The 19,248-nt window shown below is 46.3% G+C and carries 12 protein-coding genes; 3 read left to right on the top strand and 9 right to left on the bottom strand.

What is annotated here, in order from left to right; all coding sequences use genetic code 11:
- Positions 1 to 54: 54 nt before the first annotated feature.
- A complete protein-coding gene (locus tag NDI44_RS15270; RefSeq protein ID WP_190411788.1) occupies positions 55 to 1,644 on the bottom strand; it encodes an ADP-ribosylation family protein in 1,590 nt (529 codons plus the stop codon).
- Positions 1,645 to 2,130: 486 nt separating this feature from the next.
- Positions 2,131 to 4,029, bottom strand: coding sequence for a response regulator (locus tag NDI44_RS15265; protein WP_190411787.1), 1,899 nt, complete (start codon positions 4,027 to 4,029; stop codon positions 2,131 to 2,133).
- Between the two features lie 270 nt (positions 4,030 to 4,299).
- Here NDI44_RS15265 and NDI44_RS15260 point away from each other — a divergent pair, with 270 nt between their 5' ends.
- Positions 4,300 to 9,039 carry a PAS domain S-box protein gene (locus NDI44_RS15260; protein WP_190411786.1) on the top strand — a complete coding sequence of 1,580 codons (4,740 nt, stop codon included), beginning with the start codon at positions 4,300 to 4,302 and terminating at the stop codon, positions 9,037 to 9,039.
- Between the two features lie 7 nt (positions 9,040 to 9,046).
- Here the strand turns inward: NDI44_RS15260 and NDI44_RS15255 are convergent, their stop codons facing one another.
- The 7 genes from NDI44_RS15255 to NDI44_RS15225 all read right to left on the bottom strand — a co-directional run bounded on the left by NDI44_RS15255 (position 9,047) and on the right by NDI44_RS15225 (position 15,845).
- Positions 9,047 to 10,162 carry an AI-2E family transporter gene (locus NDI44_RS15255; RefSeq protein ID WP_190411785.1) on the bottom strand — a complete coding sequence of 372 codons (1,116 nt, stop codon included), beginning with the start codon at positions 10,160 to 10,162 and terminating at the stop codon, positions 9,047 to 9,049.
- Between the two features lie 379 nt (positions 10,163 to 10,541).
- Complete coding sequence (locus tag NDI44_RS15250) at positions 10,542 to 12,449, bottom strand: ATP-binding protein (RefSeq protein ID WP_190411784.1); 1,908 nt, start codon at positions 12,447 to 12,449, stop codon at positions 10,542 to 10,544.
- A gap of 68 nt (positions 12,450 to 12,517) precedes the next feature.
- A complete protein-coding gene (locus NDI44_RS15245) occupies positions 12,518 to 13,255 on the bottom strand; it encodes a PhnD/SsuA/transferrin family substrate-binding protein (protein WP_242037018.1) in 738 nt (245 codons plus the stop codon).
- Between the two features lie 523 nt (positions 13,256 to 13,778).
- Positions 13,779 to 14,099 carry a hypothetical protein gene (locus tag NDI44_RS15240; protein WP_190411782.1) on the bottom strand — a complete coding sequence of 107 codons (321 nt, stop codon included), beginning with the start codon at positions 14,097 to 14,099 and terminating at the stop codon, positions 13,779 to 13,781.
- A 258-nt stretch (positions 14,100 to 14,357) separates the two neighbouring features.
- Positions 14,358 to 14,795, bottom strand: a complete 438-nt coding sequence (locus NDI44_RS15235; RefSeq protein WP_190411781.1) for a DUF4079 family protein — start codon at positions 14,793 to 14,795, stop codon at positions 14,358 to 14,360.
- Positions 14,796 to 15,113: 318 nt separating this feature from the next.
- Complete coding sequence (locus NDI44_RS15230; RefSeq protein WP_190411780.1) at positions 15,114 to 15,500, bottom strand: DUF1830 domain-containing protein; 387 nt, start codon at positions 15,498 to 15,500, stop codon at positions 15,114 to 15,116.
- Positions 15,501 to 15,542: 42 nt separating this feature from the next.
- A complete protein-coding gene (locus tag NDI44_RS15225; RefSeq protein WP_190411779.1) occupies positions 15,543 to 15,845 on the bottom strand; it encodes a hypothetical protein in 303 nt (100 codons plus the stop codon).
- A 311-nt stretch (positions 15,846 to 16,156) separates the two neighbouring features.
- Between NDI44_RS15225 and NDI44_RS15220 the strand changes: the two genes are divergently transcribed.
- Together NDI44_RS15220 and NDI44_RS15215 are read left to right on the top strand one after the other, a co-directional pair.
- On the top strand, positions 16,157 to 17,728 hold the full coding sequence (locus tag NDI44_RS15220; RefSeq protein ID WP_190411778.1) for a photosystem II high light acclimation radical SAM protein: 1,572 nt from the start codon (positions 16,157 to 16,159) through the stop codon (positions 17,726 to 17,728).
- Between the two features lie 99 nt (positions 17,729 to 17,827).
- On the top strand, positions 17,828 to 19,240 hold the full coding sequence (locus NDI44_RS15215) for a DICT sensory domain-containing protein (RefSeq protein WP_190411777.1): 1,413 nt from the start codon (positions 17,828 to 17,830) through the stop codon (positions 19,238 to 19,240).
- Positions 19,241 to 19,248 lie beyond the last annotated feature (8 nt).

Here is a 19,248-nt window from a genome sequence, read left to right as displayed (position 1 = left end):
TCGTGCTTCGTAATGCGCGATCGCTGACTATTTCTGGTAGCTATAACTTTATCGCTAATAAATATTCACTGACTGGAGCGATCGCTTTTGAAAATGGACCAATGCGATCGCAGCCAAAGCATCTCGACCGAGTGCGCGGTAGGCAGCATCCAGCAGTTTGGCAGCAGCCGCTTCTCGTTCTGGATTCCCGCCGGAAAGCCAGTGCAAGTCCCGACCGAATGCCAGCGCCTCAGCCGGTTGACCCTCGGCACAAGCTTCTAGTGCTGCCGCAATCCAGTCTTGGACAATGGGGGCATCCCCTAAGATAGCCGTTCTGATTACTTCAAGATCGCGCTGAGGGAAAGTTTCGGCGCTGAAGCCGGGAATTGCCACCCCCGCACCATCCTCAGTCGCAATCCTGGCACCCAGCCGCTGTTGTTTGTAGGCTTTCTCGTACAGACTTCCCATTTCAGGGCGTTCCGCGGTTTCAAACGCCATCACCGCATCGCGGAGTGCTGAGAGTCTAACTCGTCGATGCCGAGAATCGTTGTCATAGCGGTCATATTCCAGATGAGAGACCGCTTTTTCGATTTGGAAGCGAACCTGTTGGAGCAATGTTTGACAACCGTCATCACAGACGGGAATGCCATCGTTGTTCCAGTAATACATCACACCCGTGGGCAGTTCTCTGGGGTCATCGTACCAAAGACCAAAATGCAGACCATCGCCGCCCCCGTACAGCAAAGTGAGAAACTCCGGCGGATCGCGGTAATAGCGGTAATGTAAGCGATGGTCAAGTTCTGGTATGGGTTTTCGCTGCAAACCTTCTTCACTGAATAAATCAAACAAACCGCAAGGTGTTGCAATCCAGTGCATTTCTTGCCGCTCAATCGGAGTTAAGCTGAGCCAGAAAGCCCAGAATGCAAAAACATGGTCGGGTAAGGTCAAGCCGTGGGTTTGTTGTACCAGCGATCGCACTCTTTCCACCAACACTTGCGCTTTTTGTCGGGCGTCCAGGCGCATCTGCTCGATCGTGGCAGCATCTGGCAGATTTTCCTGACGCCATGCCATATATTCCGCTTTCCAGGAACGTTCATTTGCCGCTTGCCACAGATGTCGCCAGATATCCGTCCAATGACCTGAATCATCAGGGCATTCTTTAATTTGCTGACGCGCTGCTTTGTAGAATTCTTCGTGCCGATAGGCGTTTGGCGTCCAGCGTTCTGTTTCTGTTTCCCAGCGTTGTTTTGCCCATGAAACGCCATGTTCTGAGATCGCGGTAAAAGATGCTTCAAAAGCATTGAGCAAAGTCTGTCGTTCTACAGCAACTTTCGCTTCAAATTCTTGACGAAATGCTTGGAAAGCAGACCACTCGGCAACTAAATCATCCTCTGGTCGATCCAACTGCTTCAGCCACCAATTATCAAATTCCTCCTGAAGCATCTGGTCGATATCTTTTTCAATCTCGTCCCGGAAACGCGGACGGGGGTCTTCACCCAGTAGCTCGAATTGCTCTTGATTTAGGGTGATTTCTGCTTTGCGACCCAATATTTCGACTTCAACAACAATCTTTTCTCCAGGCTGCAACTTAACTACCACACCCTGAAAGTCACTAAAGGGGCCTGCGGTTATCGCTCCTACGCTTCCTGGTTTGAAATTTTTCATTTCCTCCCTCCTCACAGCATCGCCAAGCGGATGCGGGGTAAGCGCAGCGGTCTTGCAACTAGCACTCCTCGCTTGTCTGAAGTTCTCTTGTCAGGCTCTTAAACCATCTTAATTTTACTCTGATGACTGGCGGCAAATCTAAACTTTTGGGCATCCTTCTGCTAGGCTCGGAATCACTGCTATTGACTTTTTGTTTCCTGTACAGCCACTGACAAGCAATCGAGAATCAGAAATTAAATTTCATTGTTTTATGAGTTTTATAATTGTAATTTTAAGTAAAATCTTCTAAAAATGTTGATAATTAAATCAAATAAAATATAATCATTGGTTTATATAGTTTTAATTTAAAAATAGTTGCATTTGTTATTTTCACTATCCTAAATTAAAAACTTTCTATTAATAAAGCTCAACGGTAAATACTGAAGTGCAAGCATTACTGTAACGCTCCGATCGCATCGTTGAGAGGATTAGCAACTCCAAACTAATTTAAGCGTGACCCATCTCAACAATATTTTCCCACGAGGAAAACATTCGTAGGCAATTTCTACCTTCATGCTTAGCTCTGTAAAGCGCTCGATCTGCTTGATGTAATAAATCTTGAGAATCAACTAAATTAACAGCACTAGCGATCGCACCACCAATACTAATCGTAATGGGTAGCAGCAGATCGTTAGAAATCTTGAAAGGGCATTCAGCGATGCAAGAGCGCAAACTTTCACCATACTCTAAACCATTGTGCAGATTCAGCCCCAGGGTGATGCAGACAAACTCTTCACCGCCATAGCGATACAACAGACTGCTAGGGCGTGCATTGGACTGTAGTCGTCCGGCGATCGCTTGCAGCACACAATCCCCCACTGTGTGACCATACGTATCGTTCACCCGCTTAAAATGATCCACATCAATCAGAAATACACACAAATAACGGTAGCGAGTATTCGCATCGCGGTTGCCGACTTGCCGCAGCATATGAGGCAATGCCTGATCCATTGCCCGCCGATTTAATAAACCTGTTAACTGATCGGTCAGCGACAAAGATTCTAGCAATTCATTACGGGCAGTCAATTGCTGATTCGCTTGTCGCAGTGCCTGATTCGCTTCGCTCAATTCTTGCGTTAACCGCTGCAATCGCAATCCCGCGCCCACCCGCGCCCGTAATTCACTCATATCAATTGGTTTTGGGAGATACTCATCAGCGCCAGTATCTAAACCCTCCACCCGGTCTTTTACATCCCCACGAATCGTCAGCAAAATAAAAAATGCCAAAGATAATTCTGGATCGGATTTAACCTGACGGCACACTTCCAGCCCATTGATGACTGGCATCATCCAATCACAAATAATTAGATGAGGGTGTAGCTGCTTTGCTTTCCTTAATCCCTCTTCACCATTAGCCGCTACTATGACTTCATGACCTAGAAGTTGGAGTGAGTTTTTGACGACTAACCGAACGCTAGGATCGTCATCAATAATTAAAATTTTTGACGTGGAACCAACCTGCGTCCCTCCAGACCGATTGGCGTGAAGAAGGACTGGAGTTTCACCCTCCACCCTCTCCCAGTCAATTATCTCAAACAAAAAAGATTGAATCTTTTGGAAATGATTTTCTATTTGAATTACCAATTGAGTCACTTCCTTAAAGTTTTTTTGTTGGCTCTGAAGTTCTAATCGGTCGGCTAATTTTTTTAATTTGTTGACGCCAACATTCGCACTAGCACCCCGAATTTGATGGGCTTTATGTTCAATCGCTTCAAAATTTTTAGAAAAAGTTGCTGATTTTATCGATGATAAGTTTACTTTTGTATCTTCTAAAAAGGCTTGTAGAATTTCGTTTCGCAATTTCAAATCCCCCAAGGTTATATCGTCTAAGCGATTTAAATCCACCCAGTCATTGATGCTTGACTCGTCCGGGTTGGCACTGGAGTCAACGGGAATAATTTTACTTGTTAAATCTATAGATGAGGAGGCAGATGAGGATGCGATTGCCTGCTTATTTTTAATAATAACTTCAATCCAATTTTCTAATTTAGCTGCCAACTCTTCCTCACGAACCGGCTTAAGTAGATAATCATCCATGCCGACCTTTAGACAGCGATCCCGATTTGCTTTCATGCCGTTGGCAGTCATTGCAATCAAGATTGTCTGTCGCGCATCACCTTCTAATTGACGAATTCTTTGTGCAGTTTCATAACCGTCTAGTATCGGCATCTGGCAATCGAGGAGGATTAGGTCATATTTTCCTTGGGATCTCATCCATAATGCTTCTTGACCATTAGCAGCAACATTTGCTTCATACCCTAACTTCTTTAACTGTTTAAATACAACCGTCTGACTCACAAGGCTATCTTCAACTAATAGAATTTTTAGGTATTCTTGCTTGGTCATAGAAATGATGAATGATTTCACTCTTGCCTAAATGAGCGGAAATTTATTGTCTGTATAATTACTTACATTAGCAGGCAATCTGGAACGTTCCAGCAGTTTCTTGCAATCGGCATTTTTGTGGATGTTAACAGAAAATTTGGGCGATCGCTCTTAGGGAAGCCATAACGAGGCAGGAGATATAGCGATCGCCCTCGATTTGAATAACTTTACAAATATGCATTGCTTTGAATACACCTGTAAAAATTAGAATGCTACCCTTCAAAAACGTAGATGAAAGCACCTTTACCCGAAAACGAACCAGAACGGATTCAAGCGCTACAGCAGTATGAAATCCTTGATACCGCCGCAGAACAGGCATTTGACGATCTGACGCTTTTGGCTGCACACATCTGCGGTACACCAATTGCCCTCGTCAGCTTAGTTGATACGGATCGGCAGTGGTTTAAATCAAAAGTTGGCATCACGGCTCAGGAAACTCCTCGTGACATTGCTTTTTGCGCCCATGCTCTCCTGCAAACCGACCTATTTGTTATCCGCGATGCATCCACTGACGAGCGGTTTGCCAATAATCCCCTCGTGACTTCCGATCCGAATATCCGGTTTTACGCGGGTGCTACTTTGTTAACGCCAGAAGGCTTGGCACTGGGAACTTTGTGTGTAATTGACTCCGTACCGCGAGATTTGAGTCCCCAACAGCGGGTGGCGCTGCAAGCACTCAGCCGGGAGGTGATGACGCAACTGGAGTTGCGACGGAATAATCGTGAATTGGCACAGGCGATAAAACAGCGTGACAAGGCACAAGAAGAACAGCTTCAATTCTTTACCTTGTCTCTAGATATGCTGTGTATTGCCGGGATGGATGGCTATTTTAAACGTCTAAATCCATCATGGTCAAAGACTCTCGGCTTCACCAATGAGGAACTGCAAAGCCAACCGTTTATCGAATTTGTGCATCCAGACGACCGGGAAGCAACGATTGCCCAAGTGCAACAACTTTCTACAGGTATAGATACAATTTCTTTTGAAAATCGCTACCGCTGCAAAGACGGCTCTTATCGATGGCTGTTGTGGAAAGCAACGCCCTTGTCCGAACAGCAAGCGATTTACGCAGTCGCTCATGACATTACCGAGCGCAAGCGTCATGAAGAAGAAATGCGGAATACCCAGACATTTCTGAACTCAATTGTCGAAAATATTCCCCACATTATTTTTGTCAAGGATGCTCAAGCACTTAATTTTGTGCGTTTCAATAAAGCGGGTCAAAAATTAATTGGTCGTAACCCCGAAAAGTTGCTGGGAAAGAATGACTATGACTTGTTTACCAAAGAAGAAGCAGATTTTTTCACCGCCACCGATCGCGAAGTGCTGGCAACCGGAAAAATTTTAGATATCCCAGAAGAGCGCATACAGACAAAAGATAAAGGTTTAAGAATATTACATACTAAAAAATTACCAATTTTAGATGCCCAAGGAAACTCACAGTATTTATTAAGAATTTCCGAAGATATTACCAGTCGCAAGCAGGCACAGGAGGATCTGCGAAAAAGCGAAGAATGCTTCCGCTTAGTCGTAGAAGGGGTAAAAGATTATGCAATTTATATGCTCGACCCCAAGGGATATATTGTGAGCTGGAATGCGGGAGCAGAAAGGATTAAGGGATATCGAGCGGAGGAAATCATCGGTCAACATTTTTCTTGTTTTTATGAGCCAGGAGAAAATCAACAAGCGATCGCGCAAAGCGAACTAGAAATCGCGATCGCTCAAGGGAATAGCGTTGCCGAAGGCTGGCGCGTGCGGAAGGATGGTTCGCGGTTTTGGGCGCACGCTGTCGTAACCGCCTTATATGATGACGCTGGAAACCTGCGCGGATTCTCTAAAGTGACGCGGGACATTACCAACCACAAAAGGACACAAGAAGCATTAGCGCTGCAAGCCCGTCTCGCTCACTTCCGCGCCGAGGTGGATTCTGCCCTCACTCAAAGCGACACCCTGCAAAGCATTTTGCAGCGCTGCACCGAGGCAATGGTGAAGTATTTGGACGCAGCATTTGGGCGGATCTGGACGCTCAACCGGGAGGAGAGGATGCTGGAACTGCAAGCCAGTGCTGGGATGTACGCGCAGGTTGAGGGCTTATATCGCCGCGTTCCGATCGGCACCCTGAAAATCGCCAAAATCGCCCAAACGCGCCAACCCTACCTGACCAATTCTGTCGTAGACGATCCTCAAATTCTGGATAGAGAATGGGCGGTGCGGGAAGGAATGGTCGCCTTCGCTGGATATCCCCTGATTATTGAAGGCTCTGTGATGGGAGTGATGGCAATATTTGCTCGTCAACCCCTCAATGAATCTGTTCTCCAGTCGCTGGAATTTGCAGCGGACAGGATTGCCCTGTGGATCGAGCGTAAGCAGGCACAAGAGGAATTAAAGCGGCAGAACTTGCGATCGCAATTATTTTCCGAAATTACCCTAAAAATTCGCCAGTCCTTACAACTCGAAGAAATTCTTCAAACCACCGTCACCGAAGTCAGAAAATCTCTCGCGTGCGATCGCGTAGTGATTTATCGTCTGGCAGCCGATAAAACGGGTACCATCGTCACCGAAAATGTCGTTTCTGGTCTGCCCGCCTTATTAGGGCAAACTTTCAGTGCGGAAATCTTCCCCGAAGCTTACCATGAGGACTACTGCCACGGAAAGATCAGGATTGTGGCTGACGTAGAAAATGCTGAGATTTCACCGTGTCATCGGGAATTTTTGCAGCATTTGGCAGTCAAGGCAAAATTAGTTATCCCGATCTTGCAGAAAAACGAACTTTGGGGACTGCTGATTGCCCACCAATGCACCTCGCCCCGACAGTGGTCTAGCTTTGAAGTCGAACTGCTGCAACAACTCGCAGACCAAGTCGGCATTGCCCTGGCTCAATCCCAACTCCTAGAAGAAGAAACCCTCCAGCGCCAGGAACTAGAGATCGCCCGTCACCAAGCTGAGTCAGCTTCTCAAGCCAAAAGCGCCTTTTTGGCAAACATGAGCCACGAAATCCGTACCCCCATGAATGCCGTTTTGGGGATGACTGGGCTGCTTTTAGACACCCCCCTGACTACAGAGCAAAAGGATTTTGTTGAAACGATTCGCATTAGTGGAGATGCCCTGCTGTGCCTGATTAACGAGATTTTGGACTTATCCAAACTAGAGGCTGGAGAGATGGATCTGGAAGTTTTAGACTTTGACTTATCTACTTGTGTAGAAGAAGTCTTAGATTTATTAGCTCCCCAAGCTCATGCCAAGGATCTGGAAATTGCTGCCTTGGTCTATCGCAACGTTCCTACCCACCTCCAAGGCGATGTCGGTCGTCTGCGGCAAATTCTTACCAATCTGATTGGCAATGGCATTAAGTTCACCAACGCTGGTGAAATTGTGGTCAGGGCAGAACTACAATCAGACACCTCCCCCAATTCTCTTGGGAAGGGCGAATCAGAGGACGTGGTAACGATTCGCTTCTCTGTCACCGATACGGGCATTGGCATCACCCCAGAAAATATGAGCCAATTGTTTCAACCCTTTTCCCAGGTAGACTCCTCTGCCACGCGCCAGTATAGCGGCACCGGCTTGGGACTGGTCATCTGCAAACAGCTCGTCACCTTAATGGGAGGAGAAATTGGCTTTGAGAGCCAACCAGGGAAGGGAAGCAAGTTTTGGTTTACAGTGCCTTTCAAAAAGCAAGCGGAACGGATAACACCACCCATCCAAACTTCTACCAATCTAGCGGGACGGCGTCTGCTAGTAGTTGATGACAATGCCACGAACCGCAAAGTGGTTCGCTCTCAGGCGGCGCACTGGGGAATGCAAGTAGATGAGGCGGATGGTGCTGCCGCCGCCATGAGAGTTTTGCAAGAAGCTCTGGAGTGGGGAATTCCCTATGATGTGGCGGTGATTGATATGCAAATGCCCAACGTTGATGGCATTACTTTGGGCGAGCAAATCAAAGGAAATCCCATGCTGGCTAATTTACCCTTGATTATGCTCACTTCTGCCGATCAGCGAGGGGAGGCACAACGGGCGACGAAGGCAGGATTTGCTGCCCATTTGATTAAGCCAGTCAAGCCATCTCGCTTATTGGATACCATTGTCTCCATCTTGGGGAAGCAAGAGGAACAGCGGGACAGAGGCAAAGAGGTAGGCAAAGAAGTAGAGGAGAAGAATTTTTCACCCCAACCTTCCCGAATTCCAATTCCCCAAAGCAAATTGCGAATTTTGCTAGCTGAGGACAATCTGATTAATCAAAAAGTTGCCCTCAAGCAGCTAAACACTTTGGGTTATGAAGCCGATGTCGCTGCGAATGGGAAGGAAGTCGTAGAGTTATTGGAAAAAATTCCCTATGACTTAGTTCTGATGGACTGTCAGATGCCGATTCTCGACGGTTATGAAGCAACGCGAGAGATTCGGCGGCGACAAGGAGGAGGTTCGCGCCGTACCACTGTCATTGCTCTAACCGCTAACGCGATGAAAGAAGACCGCAAACGCTGTCTTGATGCTGGGATGGATGACTATTTGAGTAAGCCAGTATCAAGGGAACAGTTAGCATTGCTAATCGACCATTGGACGAAAGTCATTTTTCAGGGTGCAAATGCCAGCAGTGGCGGTATTGCCACACGGGAAGATGTAGAAACGAGATTCTCGTCTTTACAAGATTTAGTGGATTGGGAACATCTGCATCAACTTTCTGAGGGCAGCAGGGAGTTTGAGTTGGAACTGTTGCAAATGTTCTTCACGGAAGTTCAGGCTCATCTAGAATCGGTGAAAAGAGCGATCGCTATCAATGACTTTGATAGTCTTGCAAAAGAAGCTCATCACATCAAAGGTGCGAGTGCCAACGTCGGAGTAGAGGGGATGCGAAGCAATGCCCAAAAGCTGGAGGAACTCGCCTCCCACTACCAACTTGCAGGAACGACTGAGATAGTATCTGCGTTAGAAACAGCGCTCAGCCGCATTCAATCTTGGGTTAAGGAAATTTAAGGAATTGCTAATTGCTAGGAATTCCCCTTTGCTCCTCTGTGGTGATAACGACTTCCTTCGCAAAGGGGTTGTGAAAAAACGATCCGGTTTGAGGTGGCAGCATGGGATCGAGGACAATTTCTGCAAGACTTTTCCCGACACCTGTTAGGGGAATTGCTAGAATCACTCCTAACAATCCCCCCAATTTCGCTCCGAGTAGGAGAGAGACAAAGATAATCACTGGCGATAGACCTGTCAAATTGCCCATAATTCGGGGTGCGACCAAATTATCTTTTATCTGCTGAAGTGCGATCGCTATGGCTAAGACTTGCAGCGCCTGAAACCAATTGATAAACGCTACCACAATCACAACCGTGGCAATTCCTAAAGTTGCTCCGATAAAGGGAATGATTTCCATCAACCCAATAAAAACCGCAAATACTAGGAAGAATGGCACGTGCAATGCCCAAAATGCGAGGGAAAGAGTCGTTGCCATAAACACACCCAATAACACCTGACCCGACACAAATCGCTGCAAATTTCGTTGCAATGATTCTGTCAAACCATCTTTAATTTTGGATGAGAAAATACTCGTCAGTCCCCGCCAAACTCGCTCACCATCAATGAGCATATAAAAAGAAATAACGAGAATTAGAATTAAGTCAAAAAACCAGTTAAAAGTGCCTAATACTAAGCCAAAGCCTCTGGTCGCGATCGCTTGGGCTTGCGCTTGTACTCGTGCCAACAACTCAGAAGCCAAAATTCGCACGTCAAACGGTAAATTGTGTTCGGCACTCCAAGCTTGGAAGGCGGCTAATTGCTGTTGTCCAGACTCTAGGAGCGAAGGTAGATTTGTCACCAATTGCCGCCCCTGATTAAACACTGGCGGTACTACAGTCAGACCAATGAGTACCAGAGTTAAGCCTGCTATTAAATAAACTAGGATTGCTGCCACACTCCGGGGCAAGAAAGTTTGCAAAACGGCAACAGCATAGTTAAGAAAAAAGGCAATCAGTCCGGCTGTGAGCAAAATGCTAATCAACTCACCCACATATCTCAGAGCCAAAATCGTCACCCAACCGCTTGTCAGAACGAGCAGCCAAGTGATTAGAAACTGTTGGAGGGGTGAAAAGGCACGATTCATCTTTGCTCTATCTCAATGGGGGAGGGTGGGTCGTAGGACTCCTGCTAAAGTTATTTAGAAAAAACTTTGCTTTCAAGACAGCAGCCGCTCTTTGGGGGCAAGCTGTGAAAGTCTTTGCAGAGGATCTTAAACAATTTAACATCCATCTGCGAGGCAACGATAGAGAGGACGGGGTTTGCGCGTGAAGCGATATACTATTTTGTTGTTTGTCTGCAACAGATAAACTTCTGCCTCCTTTTTTGTAGCCTTAGCAAAGGGATGCGCTCTTCAAAGCGAAACCGAGATCCCGGACTTCGGAAGAGTTGCCCTAGGATCTCGCTTTCGCTGGCATCTCACAACTCAAATCGGATTGCTATAGCAGTTCTTTTAAGAGCTAACGCTAGTTGTGAGTTTTTATCGGCAATGCGATCGCAAACTCTGTTCCTTGTCCAAACTCCGAAATTACCTCGATTTTCCCCTTGTGCTTTTCAACGATTTGGTAGCAGATGGAGAGTCCTAAGCCAGTGCCTTTACCTACCGGCTTCGTTGTGAAGAAGGGATTAAACAGCTTGTCTCTAATTTCCAAAGGAATTCCAAAACCATTATCTCGAATTCTTACCCGAATATAGTTAGACTTGAACCGTTCCGTGTGAATCAGAATCTGTGATTTTTCGGTTATTATTTTTTTATTTTGGATGGGAAATCCCTTGTTTATTGCTTCCGCTTCTTCCTGTCTCTCATTTTTGCTCTTGGTCTCTTCCAAAGCATCAATTGCATTACTGATAATATTCATAAATACCTGGTTGAGTTGAGCTGGGTAACACTCAACGAGAGGCAAATCTTCATACTCTTTGATTACCTCAATTCCCCGCTTAAGGCGGTGATTAAGAATCAACAACGTGTTTTCTATCCCTTCATGGATATCGACTGGTTTCATCTCAGATTCATCTAGCCGGGAGAAGTTTCGCAAAGACAAAACAATTTGCCGAATACGTTCAGTGCCCATCTTCATAGAAGACAGGATTTTGGTAAAATCTTCCGTAAGGAAGTCCACGTCAATTGCTTCAATCTCGTGTTGAAGAAGAGGGGTAGGGTGAGGGTACTGCTGCCGATACAGATGTACTAAATTAAGCAGTTCTTGCGTATAAACGTTAGCGTGTTCCAGATTACCGTAGATGAAATTGATGGGGTTATTAATTTCATGAGCGATACCTGCAACTAGCTCTCCCAAACTGGACATTTTTTCAGTTTGAATGAGTTGAGATTGGGTTTGTTGGAGTTCTTGAAGCGCTTGTGTCAATTCCTCGGTTCGTTGTTCTACTCGCTCCTCTAGTGTCTGACGAGCTAACTCTAGTTCGTGGGTATATTCTCCTACCCACTGCACTAGGCAATTTAGAGAGGTTGCTAATGACCCCACTTCATCCTCAGTGGTAACTGGACTGCGGAGGTCAAAATTAGATTCTTGAGTGATGGCTCTGGCAACTTGAGTGACTGCTTCGAGGGGACGAGCGATCGCACGAGCCGTAATAATCGCCAACGCCACCGCGATCGCCACTGACAGCAGCATACTCCCAACAATAATTTGCAGCCTTAGTGTCTCAGCTTGCCCAAGCTTGTTTTTTGCTTCTATCTGTTGAGATTCTGCTGTCTCTTTCAGCCTAGTTAAACTCTCTGCTAATCGGTCGAAACTAACAATGATATTAGTCGCTGTTTTGCTTGTGATAGAATTCAAGAACTTTTGCTGCGCTACCGAAATTTCTTCTGTTTTCAAGTTAGCTGGATCAATCTGCCGCCAGAGAAACTTAATTAACTGAGTGTAGGATTCGGTATTGGTTTCATAACCATTCAATAAATTCTTTAAATCTGTAGGCTTTGTTGCTAAATTATCGGGGTAGCTGTCTATAAAAGAGTGGAATTCTGATAATATTGTCTGGCTCCGACTAACACTTGTAAAAAACTTAGCAGTTTCGTAGTCAAACCAAATTGGTTCTCCTAGTACAATAACCAGCCGCTGTGGGTGCGCTCGCAGTTCACCAACAGCATTTTCTAAGTTACTGAGGAGATTTTGCTGCTTCTCGGCAATTATTAGCTGCTTTTGAGCCTTCTTTTCGTAATAGTCTCCGCTAATTAGACCAATCGTTGTTCCTAAAACCGCTATGCCGATAGCCAAGGAATAACCGTAACCAATTTTTTTGGCTATACTCAAGCGCGGAATGAAGCGTCTTACCCAGGTTGTAGAAAATTTCAAGGTGTTCCCTTGGTTATCTAAGTTAGGCTTATCTGCAACCCCATGTCTTTTGAGATCCATTGAGGAAAGTCTAGAGGTTTAAAAAAACAAGAAAAATATCCAAAAATAGTCGAATCAAGCGATTAAAGCTATTGAACAAAACTACCTTGTCCAATAGCTTTATAGACCTCGCGAATCATATTGTAATCAGCATCATTCGCCGGAACTATCTGAGAGCCTTTGTACTTACCTTCCTCGACGGATAAAAGACTTTGAATTAGTTTGTCCTGATTTTTAATTGCGCGATCTCTCATCTCTTTAACGAATTCAGGATCGAGCTTACTACTGGCAACAAATAAGTCCTTGGGGAGAAGCGGCCCTTTCACGATTAGCGGTAACTCACTCTCAGATAAGCCTTCATCTTGGAGGAATTTCTCATACTTAACAGTAGACCCTCCCCAAGCATCAACCTCACCTTTTTTCAAGGCGGGTAGTCCCTGACTTCCTAACATGAGGATTTTTAGGTCAGATTTAGGATCTAATCCAGCATCAATCAAAAACTTGGTGGGACCCAGATAACCGCTGGTTGAGCCTAACTGCCACATGGCAATTTTTTTACCTTTTAACTGTGCTACTGACTCGATCTTGCTGTTAGCAGAGACACAGATAGCTGCATGGTAGTTTGGTCGAGTGATGCCGATGACAGGAACCGCATTTGTCCTAGCACGCATGATTACATATTCCGAGGGGCCTGTGAGAACAAGATCCAGCTGATCTGACTGTAAGGCGGCGGCGGCGGCGATGTATGTTTCAACGGGAACAAACTCAAGTTTCGTTTCCAGTACCTCCTCTAGTGCCGTCCGCAATCCCCCATAATTACGCTGCAACTCTTCAAGGCTCGGAATCTCGGTTACTGTAAATCGGAGCTTTTCAGGGAAATTTCTGGCATTTGAAGGCGAATCTCTATCATTAGGGTTACTTGCTGCGGTACAGCTTGTGATTAATATTAGGGAATACCAAAAAAAATGGCGTCGCCGCATAATTTTTGCCAACAAACAAATAGAAATAATTCTAACTAATTAAAATTAGATTTTGGTTAAGAATAGGTTGTAAGCTATTTAACTCTAATCGTAGAATAAAAAATTAACTTTAAAAGTCTTATAAAAAGGTTTGTCGTTATTAAAGTTGCAGGCATAAGCGGCTGATTTTCTTGCAGAACGCGAGATTAAAGCCGCCCATATTTCTATAAGTATTAACCTTGGCGATAGTGAAGCGCCGACCTGTCGGTTCGCGCTTGTCTTACTGTAGGCGACGATACGACTTTATGGCGAGAGGAATGCGATCGCTTACACGAACCTCGTGTAGCGACTCCATGGCACGTTGTATTCCTTTGCAATTTCTAAAAGCCGATTACCACAACGCTGGCACCGGATCTTCTTCGGGTGGTAGGTCTACCTGCGATGGGGTATAAGGATTGCTGCGGGTTGCAGGTTGTTGTTGTTGTTGCTGTTGCGTTACTGGAGGGGTTGTTGCCGTAGGGGTTACGGTTGGAACTGGGCTAACCGTAGTGGTCGGTGTAGGAGAGGGCGATGGTGTTGTCGTTTGACTACCCGCAGGAACTACTTGCCCCGCACTCTCACTACCGAGGGGGAAGCGCACGCCCACGATACCGCCTAAAAAAATAGCAAGAGCTACTACGAAAATCACGCCTGGGACTATTTGATCGCGCATCGCTCAGCGGTAAAGGCTTACTTTAATTCATCTTAGTCGAGTCAAAAACCCTAAGCTGTTCGCTTAAGGAAATAACTTTGTGTATTTTCACGAATTTTCGGTTAGTGCCACTCACCCCACCGACGGATTTCCAGCCTGCTCCGTGAAAAAGCACTGTAGCGGCGGGGGTTCCCCATCCATGCTCACAGGCTTTGCGAAGAAAGATGGTTATCTAAACAGCATAGACTTTAGTCTGTGACCATCCTAGTAAGGTTAAATCTAGGGTAAATACTTTTGTACCACGCTCCAGCCGGTTAGGGAAACCCACGCTAATCCTACGAATAGCACTAGATTGGTTGCAATATGAACCGAACGCGCCCAAGCTCGGTTGGGATTAATCAGAATTGCACTTCCCGCTGAGAGCAACACTAATACAACCACTGCCCACCCGGCAATCCAGTGCGCCGAGTGAGCGAGGCTGCCATAATGACCTAACGTGCCGACAATCCCAATGGCGAGCAGCAGCAAGACGAGAGCCACGAGAATTGCGCCAGTGGCGTAGTGAAAAAGACGCAACCATCGCGGTTGCGAACTTCTTTGCTGACGAGCCGCAAACATCCAACTGCCAGTAACTCCCAGCAATAGGTAGGCTAATATCGACAAGCCCATCGACCATGCAGCAATTTTCCAGAGCCAGAGAAAAGAAGGTAGATTCACTCGTTACTTATTTACATTCAGCTACAGCAGCATCTACTTTTCATCTTAAGCTGTTCGCTTGGTGCAATAGCAATCCTACTTTTAGCGGAGAGATACCAGCCCTTCAGCTCCCCGACTTCGGAAGAGGTGCCCTAGGATCTCGCTTTTACGAATCATAATAGGACTGCTAGATCGCTGAGAAAAAAGAATTTGTCTATCTACGTATACGAGAATTAACCAGTTAATTTCCCTAAAAGCTAATCGCTAATCGCTAAAAATCCTATAAAAAAGAGCTGTCGCTTATGACAACCCTGAAATTACTGAATTTTTTCAGCAAAACTAGCCAATATAAGCGGTTGTTAAAGATTCTACGGTTTCTAAATTTCTCTTTTTCTGGATTTCAAGCTTTCGGGTATTATCGTTGTTTTCTTGATCGTGTAGGTCGATTGTATTTGACTCAGAATCATTGCCTTCACTGATACACAAGCGATCGCAGGGAATGGTATCTGAGAGGATGGCACTTGCCATCATCCCTGTATGAATTTCCAGATTCGCTTCGGGCATTGCTTCAAACACTAAGCGTTGTCCTGGAAAGACAACACGCTCAAAGTACCAGTTCGGAATGTTAGAGATCCGAGCAATTTGAATGTGGCTTGTAGCATTAACGTAGCAGCACAGAATGCGATCGCTGTTACCAGAAGGAAGGGGATCGAGTATTTGAGCCATAACTGCTGAGGAGCTTTGCGCCACTGCCTAGGATTACCATAACTAAGCTAACATTCGGCGATCCCGGCTTGTTGTAAACACGAATACCAACTGAATATTCTGGTGAGATATCCCCCCAAAGTTAGAGGAAAAAATTCCCGTTTTAGTAATCTTTGCTACTGGCGATTGTAACGGCAATTTTCCGTGCTTAAGCTTGCGACTCGCACTATGACTCCCGGTAAAAATACCTCCCTCACGTCTCATGCCAGCATTGCCAGATGAAAATGCAAGCGAAGCCAAGGTTTTTCCAGGATAAGCAATGAATTGGTGCTGAATTTTGACTTGTTGTTGAGAACCGGCTGCCACTAGAGATCGATTTTGCAGTGTTCGGCTTTCTTTTTTGGCTCCAGAACCAAAATCAGGGCAAGACTGAGGATAGTCAATGTTATCGTAAAGTTATATAAAGACCTTTCAGAATCATTTCATTTATAGATACAGAGGTGCTGCTGTCGCCAGTAAGTCCTGCGGGTCAATGGCGGATTCACATCTAGTCGCTAAAGATACCAAACATGGCTCGAATCCTGAGAGCAAGTCATAGCCAGAATAATTTTTGAGAAAGCGATCGCATTTGTTGCTTTCAGTCTCAGTAGTAGTAAATTTAGATACAAAAAAACACGATGAATAATCGAATTCTCTACGTCCGCCTCCCCTGCAACCCGATTTTCCCTATCGGAGTGGTTTACTTATCCGATCACGTACACAAGCAATTCCCAGAAGTCGAACAGCGGATCTTTGACTTAGGAACCGTGCCGCCTCTAGATTTCACTGGGGCGTTGGATAAATGTGTCGATGAATTTAAACCTACACTCCTAGTATTTTCCTGGCGCGATATTCAGATTTATGCGCCCGTGGGCGGCAGAGGTGGCAACCCACTCCAGCACGCCTTTGAGTTTTACTACGCCAAAAATCCGCTGCTGAAATTGCGCGGGGCACTGGGAGGGTTGCGCGTCACCACGGCATACTACACCGAACTGTGGCGCAACCTGGGATTAATCAAACGGGGACTCAAACGCGCTCAAAAATATCATCCAGAAGCCAAAGCCGTTGTCGGTGGCGGTGCTGTGAGCGTATTTTACGAACAGCTGGGTAAGAGTCTGCCATCCGGGACAGTTGTTTCGGTGGGTGAAGGCGAAGCGTTGCTGGAGAAAATGCTGCGAGGGCAGGATTTTCGGGATGAACGATGCTATGTGGTGGGAGAGACAACGCCACGCGATCGCATGATCCACGAACGTCCCACGAATATCGAAAAAACTGCCTGCAATTACGACTACATCGAAACGATTTGGCCTGAGTTTCAATATTATCTGCAAGACGAAGATTTCTACGTCGGCGTGCAGACAAAGCGGGGTTGTCCCCACAACTGTTGTTACTGCATTTATACAGTGATTGAGGGCAAGCAGGTACGGATTAACCCAGCCGATGAAGTTGTCGCAGAGATGCAACAACTTTATGACCGAGGGATTCGTAACTTCTGGTTTACCGATGCTCAGTTTATCCCAGCTCGGAAATTTATCGATGACGCCGTTGAGCTATTGCAGAAAATCCTCGATGCTGGGATGAAAGATATCCATTGGGCAGCTTATATTCGGGCAGACAATTTAACGCCTGAGTTATGCGACTTGATGGCAAAAACCGGCATGAACTACTTTGAAATCGGCATTACCAGCGGTTCCCAAGAACTTGTGCGGAAGATGCGGATGGGCTATAACCTGCGAACCGTCTTAGAAAATTGCCGCGACTTAAAAGCAGCAGGCTTCAACGACTTAGTTTCCGTCAATTACTCATTTAATGTAATCGACGAAACCCATGAAACGATTCGCCAAACCATTGCCTACCACCGTGAACTAGAGCGGATCTTTGGTGCAGATAAAGTCGAACCGGCAATCTTCTTTATTGGCTTACAACCCCATACTCATTTAGAAGAATATGCCTTCGAGCAGAATGTCCTTAAACCCGGATACAATCCCATGAGCATTATGCCGTGGACAGCCAAAAAATTACTTTGGAATCCAGAACCCCTCGGCTCATTCTTTGGGGAAGTTTGCCTGCAAGCATGGCAACAAAACCCCAACGATTTCGGGCGAGAAGTGATGAAAATCCTAGAGGAAAAACTTGGTTGTGCCGACTTAGAAGAAGCCCTTGCGGCACCGATTCAGCCAAAAGAAAAACACCTAGTTACGGTATCTTAGCTTCATAAATAGCTAAGTAGCGATTGCCCACCCTAGCCTGCATTGCTCTTCTTCCCTTGCTCTTTGCGTCTTTGCGGTTCATTTAATAAAACCAAAATTATGTTAGAAGGCTCCATTCTGCAACAGCTAGAATTTGCCCACAGATCGAGTAAAAGACCAATTCGATTTGGGGTGTACTACAAAAACACCCTCGTTGCCCTGTGCCATGCGCTAGAAGACCACATCTTAACGGAGGACAGTTCTCCCTTGACCATTGCCGCTTTTCAAAGAGGCAAATGGTATCTGCAAGAAGCCGATCGCTATGGAGACATCGCACAGAAAGCAGGTCAGATCGCGATTATGGCGGCGTCAGATTCGGGGTTTACCGAACACCCAACTAGCCAACGCCCAAACGTGGATTTAGTGGGCTTAGATCCCTCCGATCCGGTTGCCCAAGAGTGGCACTTAATCATCTTTTCGCCGACGTACACGGCGATGGTGCTGTGTCAAGAGCTTTCGGAAGAAGATTATGGTGCAGCAGGGCTACCCGCGTCTGACTTGGAGCGCAAATTCTATGGGCTGTGGACGTTTGAGCCAGAGTTAGTGAAAGAAACGGTGGATATAGCGATCGCCCATATTGGTCGCTACAACCCGGAACTAGAGAAAAAACTCATCGCCTGCAAGGAGTCCATGCAGCCCTCCTTAGGAACCCCTCACAATCTCGGTGCAGTGGTGTCTTCCGTAGTGGAGTATCTCCAGCATGGGCAAGAAGATATATCAACCGGCACCAATCTAGACATCCCCGCCGGATCTCGCCAACAAGCGCTGGATCGGAACTTAGTTTCCAACGAAATCCAGGCATTCTTGCGGATGGCGCAACTCATGGATATGGCAGATGTCACTAACCCAATGGCAGCAGCAGAAGTGGTAGCGTTCTCCGAAATGATCGGGCAAATGCTCGATTTACCCGCTTGGCAGATGAAACGCCTGCGCCTTGCCGGGTTGCTGCACCGCATCGATCCGTTGCAGGGGGCGGAAAGTGTATTGGCTGCGGCTAAGTCGAGTCGCTACGACGAGGAGGCACCGAGTTGTGCGCTGACTTGTCCGTTGGTCCCAGGAGCGCAAGTATTGAGAAGAATGTCACAACTGCGGGCAGTTGCCCAAATCGTCACTCACCAAACCGAGTGGTGGAACGGGACGGGTGAGCCAGCCGGGTTAGCGGGTGATGAAATTCCCTTGGAATCGAGAATTTTGGAATTAGTCTCAGACTTTCAGTGGCGACTGGCGCAAGCAAGAAATGCCAATCCCGACAGCGAAGAGAATTTATCCAAAGCTTTAGAAGAGTGTCGGCAACAACAGGGCGATCGCTTCGATCCCAAATTGGTTGAAACGCTCTCACTCCTCGTCATGGGGATGCAACAGGGTTTGACTCTACCTGTCACGCCAAGCAAAGTGACGGCGGGAATGTGGCTCTTGGATGCAAATCTCTATGCCGGTACAGCAGTGCAACCATCCTTAATGGGCAATGGGTAATGAAAGTG

It is taken from the genome of Trichocoleus sp. DQ-A3 (genome assembly GCF_039961975.1).
Lineage (GTDB): Bacteria > Cyanobacteriota > Cyanobacteriia > Cyanobacteriales > FACHB-T130 > FACHB-T130.
Note: the sequence above shows the minus strand (reverse complement) of the source record. Positions and strands in the feature narration are given on the sequence as shown.